At 44.2% G+C, this 5,241-nt stretch carries 5 protein-coding genes and 1 pseudogene; all 6 read right to left on the bottom strand.

What is annotated here, in order from left to right:
- Window positions 1–25: 25 nt before the first annotated feature.
- Entirely contained in the window at window positions 26–1,090 is a 1,065-nt protein-coding gene (gene leuB / locus QZY09_RS17285; RefSeq protein WP_367119242.1) for a 3-isopropylmalate dehydrogenase, read from the bottom strand.
- Between the two features lie 47 nt (window positions 1,091–1,137).
- Complete coding sequence (gene leuD / locus QZY09_RS17280) at window positions 1,138–1,728, bottom strand: 3-isopropylmalate dehydratase small subunit (protein WP_295674387.1); 591 nt, start codon at window positions 1,726–1,728, stop codon at window positions 1,138–1,140.
- Window positions 1,729–1,819: 91 nt separating this feature from the next.
- Complete coding sequence (locus tag QZY09_RS17275; protein WP_295674386.1) at window positions 1,820–2,293, bottom strand: GxxExxY protein; 474 nt, start codon at window positions 2,291–2,293, stop codon at window positions 1,820–1,822.
- Window positions 2,286–3,689, bottom strand: coding sequence for a 3-isopropylmalate dehydratase large subunit (gene leuC / locus QZY09_RS17270; RefSeq protein ID WP_295674383.1), 1,404 nt, complete (start codon window positions 3,687–3,689; stop codon window positions 2,286–2,288). Before leuC ends, QZY09_RS17275 begins: the two co-directional genes overlap by 8 nt.
- Window positions 3,690–3,772: 83 nt before the next feature.
- The gene (ilvC, locus tag QZY09_RS17265) at window positions 3,773–4,831 is read right to left on the bottom strand and encodes a ketol-acid reductoisomerase (protein ID WP_295674382.1); all 1,059 of its coding nucleotides are present in this window, start codon (window positions 4,829–4,831) and stop codon (window positions 3,773–3,775) included.
- A gap of 149 nt (window positions 4,832–4,980) precedes the next feature.
- Window positions 4,981–5,241: pseudogene (locus QZY09_RS17260) on the bottom strand (SAM-dependent methyltransferase); the annotation flags it as partial.

Genomic DNA, 5,241 nt, shown 5'->3' with positions numbered 1-5,241 from the left:
CCTTTAGGGGGTTAGGGGGCCTGGACTATAGATATTCAAGCACCTTTTTGCCCATGGCGGTGGTGCCCAGTATCTTGCTTTTATCGGTATCTGCATCTGCAATATCACCGGTGCGGTAACCTGCTTTAAGCGTTTTATCGATGGCGGCTTTAATGCTTTTTGCTTCTTCGCTTAGCCCAAAACTGATCTCCAGCATCAGGGCAACGGATAATATCGATGCCAGCGGATTAGCTTTGTCCTGACCTGCAATATCGTGCGCCGAACCATGGATCGGCTCAAAGAAACCGGTACCATCACCAATGGATGCCGATGCCAGCATACCCATTGAACCTGCAATTTGTGAAGCCTCGTCGGTTAAAATATCGCCAAAAAGGTTGGCGGTTAATACCACGTCAAACTTTTTAGGGTTTTTAACCAGCTGCATGGCGGCGTTATCGACAAACATGTGCTCGGTTTCAACATCCGGATATCTTTTAGCAACTTCCTGAACCACTTCGCGCCACAGGCGGGAGGTTTCCAATACGTTGGCCTTATCTACAGAGCATAATCTTTTACCACGAAGTCTTGCTGCTTCATACGCTTTTATAGCGATGCGTTCCACTTCATAACGATGATAGATCATCAGGTCAGAAGCAGTATCCGCACTGCGTTTTTTCTCGCCGAAGTAAACGTCGCCGGTTAATTCGCGGAAGAATAAAATATCAGTTCCTTTTAAGATCTCGGGTTTAAGGCTTGATGCGTTTAACAATTCATCAAACAGCATGATCGGCCTTAAATTGGCGTATAGGCCCAATCCTTTGCGGATACCTAATAAGCCCTGTTCAGGCCTTACTTTGGCAGAGGGATCATTGTCATATTTAGCATGACCAACCGCGCCGAACAAGATGGCGTCGCTTGCTTTTGCTTTTTCCAACGTTTCATCAGGCAGCGGACTGCCGGTTGCTTCAATAGCCGCATGCCCCATTAAAGCTTCATCAAAAGTAAAGGTATGGCCATAGGTTTTGCCAATTTGTTCCAATACTGCTTTGCCCCAGGTTGTTACCTCGGCACCGATACCGTCTCCGGGAATTACTAATATTTTTTTATTCATCTGTTGTTGGGTCATTGGGTCATTGGGTCATTAAGTCATTTTTTGACTTAACGAGATACCTCAAACTCTTCTATTAATTCTTTTTTACTTAAAATATAATCTATATCATCATAGCCGTTGGTCATGCAGGCTTTTTTGTAGGGGTTCACCTCAAAAGTTTCCTGTTCGCCGCTGGCAACAATTTTTATGAACTGGTCAACCAGGTCGATCTCCACCACTGCATGCGGATCAGCATCAACAGCATCGAAGATCTTTTTCAAAAACTCATCACTCACCTGCACAGGCAGCAAGCCGTTATTTAAGGCGTTGCCTTTAAAAATGTCAGCAAAAAAGCTGCTTACTACGGCATCAAAACCGTAATCAGCAATGGCCCAGGCGGCATGTTCCCTGCTGCTGCCACAACCGAAGTTTTTACCGGCTACAAGGATCTTCCCACTGAATACCGGGTGATTTAAAACGAAATCCGGTTTTGGATTATCATTTTCATCAAAACGCCAGTCGCGGAACAAGTTATTGCCAAAACCTTCTCGGGTAGTGGCTTTTAAAAACCTTGCCGGTATGATCTGGTCCGTATCGATGTTTTCGATAGTGAGCGGCACCACGCTGGTTTGTATGTGTTTGAATATTTTAGTACTCATAATCTTATTTCATTTGTCTGAACTCGAATTTTTCGAATTAGCAGAATTTATTGAATTATTTTTCCGTGTGCTTTAATTCAATAAATCCTGGTCACATAATTAATTTATTCGCGCCCGGACGGTGTTTTCTGTTTAACAGCCTTTTAAACTGCAAACTTTTACTGCCGAAATTTATAAGCAAGCCTATTTTAATATTGTAAGCTTCCAGATAGTTGATGCCCTGCGCCATATGAACATCTTCCAGTTCAATCAATGCTTTCAGCTCCACCATTATCTCATCTTCAACAAAAAAATCAACCCGCCTGGTTCCGATTAACTCTTCTCTATAAATAACAGGCATTTCCATCTCTCTTACAAAACCCAGACCGGCCAAGCCCATCTCAATCTGTAACGCTCTTTGATAAATTACTTCCTGGGAACCATTACCTAAAGTAGCGTGTACCCTCATTGCGCAGCCAATTATTTTACTGGTTGAATCATTGAACTCATCTGCTGTTCTCTTGACGGCATCCACTATTCCAAATTCTATTAATTCTATAAATTCGTTTAATTCGAGTTCAGACAATTAGAAACTCCCGGATGTCTGTAACGTATCCGTTTATCGCTGATGCTGCCGCGGTTAGCGGGCTGGCTAAAAAGGTACGTGAGTTCGGTCCCTGGCGGCCTTCAAAGTTCCGGTTGCTGGTTGATACACAGTATTTACCTGCCGGGATCTTATCTTCATTCATCGCCAAACAAGCGCTACAGCCTGGTTCGCGCAAAGGGAAGCCAGCCTCACCCAAAATAACATCCAGTCCTTCGCGAATAGCTTGTTCCTGCACTTGTTTTGAACCGGGGACTACCCAAACGGTAACATTATCCGCCTTGTGTTTGCCTTTTACAAATTCAGCTACCTGGCGTAAATCTTCGATACGGGAGTTAGTACAACTGCCGATGAACACATAATCAATGGGTTTGCCTAATAACTGTTCATCGTCATGCAGGCCCATGTATTCCAGCGCTTTTTTGTACGATCCCTGTTCTTTTTGTTCGAAAGACAATGTCTCAGGTACATGCTGAGTAACGCCAATGCCCATCCCCGGATTTGTTCCGTAGGTGATCATCGGCTCAATATCTTCGGCTTTAAAGCTTAGTACTTTATCAAATTGGGCGTCGTCATCAGAATATAGTGTTTTCCAATAAACAACCGCTTTATCCCAATCTTCACCTTTTGGAGCAAACTCCCTGCCTTTAACATATTCAATAGTAGTTTCATCCGGGGCTATCAAGCCACAGCGCGCACCCATCTCGATACTCATGTTGCAAACCGTCATGCGGCCTTCCATACTTAATGAGCGAAAAGTATCGCCGGCATATTCTACTGCATAACCTGTGCCGCCGGCGGCGCTGATCTGCGAAATAATATAAAGGATAATATCTTTAGCGCCTACGCCTTTTTGCAGCTTGCCATTCACTTCAATCTTCATCCTTTTAGGGCGAGATTGGAGTAAACATTGCGTAGCCATAACCTGCTCTACCTGCGATGTACCGATCCCAAACGCGATAGCGCCAAAAGCGCCGTGTGTTGAAGTATGGCTATCCCCGCAAACATAGGTGCCGCCCGGAAGGGTAATCCCCAACTCAGGACCTATCACGTGGACGATGCCCTGGAACGGATGGCCGAGGCCGTACAATTCGATACCAAACTCCTTGCAGTTTTTGGTAAGCGTATCCACCTGGTAGCGGGATAGCTCTTCTTTGATCGGTAAATGCTGGTTGATGGTTGGCACATTATGGTCGGCAGTGGCGACCGTTTGTTTTGGCCTTAACACGGGTAATTTTCTGGAACGAAGCCCGTCAAATGCCTGCGGACTGGTTACCTCGTGAATGAAGTGTGTATCAATGTATAAAATATCAGGAAAGCCCTCGTTGCTACTGACGACGTGTGCATCCCATATTTTATCAAATAATGTCTTAGCCATGGTATTCTTCTTACAGCAGCGATGGGTATAAAACCCATCGCTATTATTATTTTTTTATACTCCCCCTTTAGGGGGTTGGGGGCTTATGCTTCTACCACCTGGTTTTCAGGCCTTAAACTGCGTACAGTTTTGCCTGCCTGCCACATTTCGCTGTCGCGAAGTTCTTTTAACTCCACATCCAGTTTTTCGCGGTAATCAGGTTGGCTGTTAAGGTCGATTGAGCGTTGTGATTCTTTACCGGTTGCTACGCTGTTGTATAATTCTTCAAATACAGGTTTTGTAGCATCACGGAATTTTTTCCACCAATCCAATGCACCACGTTGAGCGGTGGTTGAGCAATTGGCATACATCCAGTCCATACCGTTTTCAGCAACCAATGGCATTAATGATTGGGTTAACTCTTCAACAGTTTCGTTAAATGCTTCAGAAGGTGAGTGACCATTGCTGCGCAACACATCATATTGTGCTGCAAAAACACCCTGGATACAGCCCATCAAAGTGCCGCGTTCGCCGGTTAAATCGCTGAAAACTTCTTTCCTGAAATCGGTTTCGAATAAATAACCGCTGCCTACAGCAATGCCTAAAGCGATTACCCTGTCTTTTGCTTTGCCGGTAGCATCCTGGAAGATCGCGTAGCTTGAATTTAAGCCACGGCCCTGCAAGAACATCCTGCGTAAGGAAGTACCTGAACCTTTTGGTGCAACCAGGAACACGTCAACATCAGCCGGCGGGATAATGCCGGTTTGTTCTTTAAATGTGATACCAAAACCGTGCGAAAAATACAAAGCTTTACCAGCTGTTAAATGTTTTTTAACAGTTGGCCATAAAGCGATCTGTGCAGCGTCGCTTAATAAATAGCAGATCACAGTTCCTCTTTCAAGGGCTTCTTCAATCTCAAAAAGGGTTTCTCCCGGTACAAAGCCATCATTTACCGCTTTATCCCATGTTTTAGTGCCTTTACGCTGACCAACAATTACGTTGATACCGTTGTCTTTTTGATTGAGTGCCTGGCCAGGTCCCTGAACGCCATAGCCAATTACCGCTACAACTTCATTCTTTAATACTTCCTGTGCCTTTGCTAAAGGGAACTCTTCGCGGGTTACTACGTTTTCTTCAGTTCCGCCGAAATTTAATTTTGCCATCGTATTTGTTTTATTTTTTTGATTTCACCGATGATTTTTTGATTTCACCGATGGTTGGTTTTATTATGTTGTTTTTATTTCTTTGATTTTACCGATTAATTTTTGATTTCACCGATTTTTATTTCCACCTTTCACCACTCACTATTCACCTATTTCTTTGTTATTATTACTATCCCGGTTGCCCAGCCCATTTTTGTTAAAATGATATCGTCCCTGCTATCCAGGTCGGCGATCAGCTGGGTTGCTTTTTCGGCATGACCTGTCGGCCAGTTTTGCTGTGGCAGCATATCATCAATGATATAAATGCCTCCCTTTTCAACCATATCCAGCACTTCATCCAGTAGTAAATATTTACCGGGCCAGGTATCTGCAAAAACAAAGCTGAATTTTTTGCCCGCGTTTTGTCTGAT

The sequence above is a fragment of the uncultured Mucilaginibacter sp. genome (assembly GCF_903913935.1).
Classification (GTDB): domain Bacteria; phylum Bacteroidota; class Bacteroidia; order Sphingobacteriales; family Sphingobacteriaceae; genus Mucilaginibacter.
This window is presented reverse-complemented; position numbering and strand designations above follow the sequence as displayed.

Excerpts from the sequence above, each read along its gene's own strand:
- leuD (WP_295674387.1), bottom strand. The coding sequence starts at position 1,728 with ATGAGTACTAAAATATTCAAACACATACAAACCAGCGTGGTGCCGCTC.
- leuB (WP_367119242.1), bottom strand. The coding sequence starts at position 1,090 with ATGAATAAAAAAATATTAGTAATTCCCGGAGACGGTATCGGTGCCGAG.
- ilvC (WP_295674382.1), bottom strand. The coding sequence starts at position 4,831 with ATGGCAAAATTAAATTTCGGCGGAACTGAAGAAAACGTAGTAACCCGC.
- leuC (WP_295674383.1), bottom strand. The coding sequence starts at position 3,689 with ATGGCTAAGACATTATTTGATAAAATATGGGATGCACACGTCGTCAGT.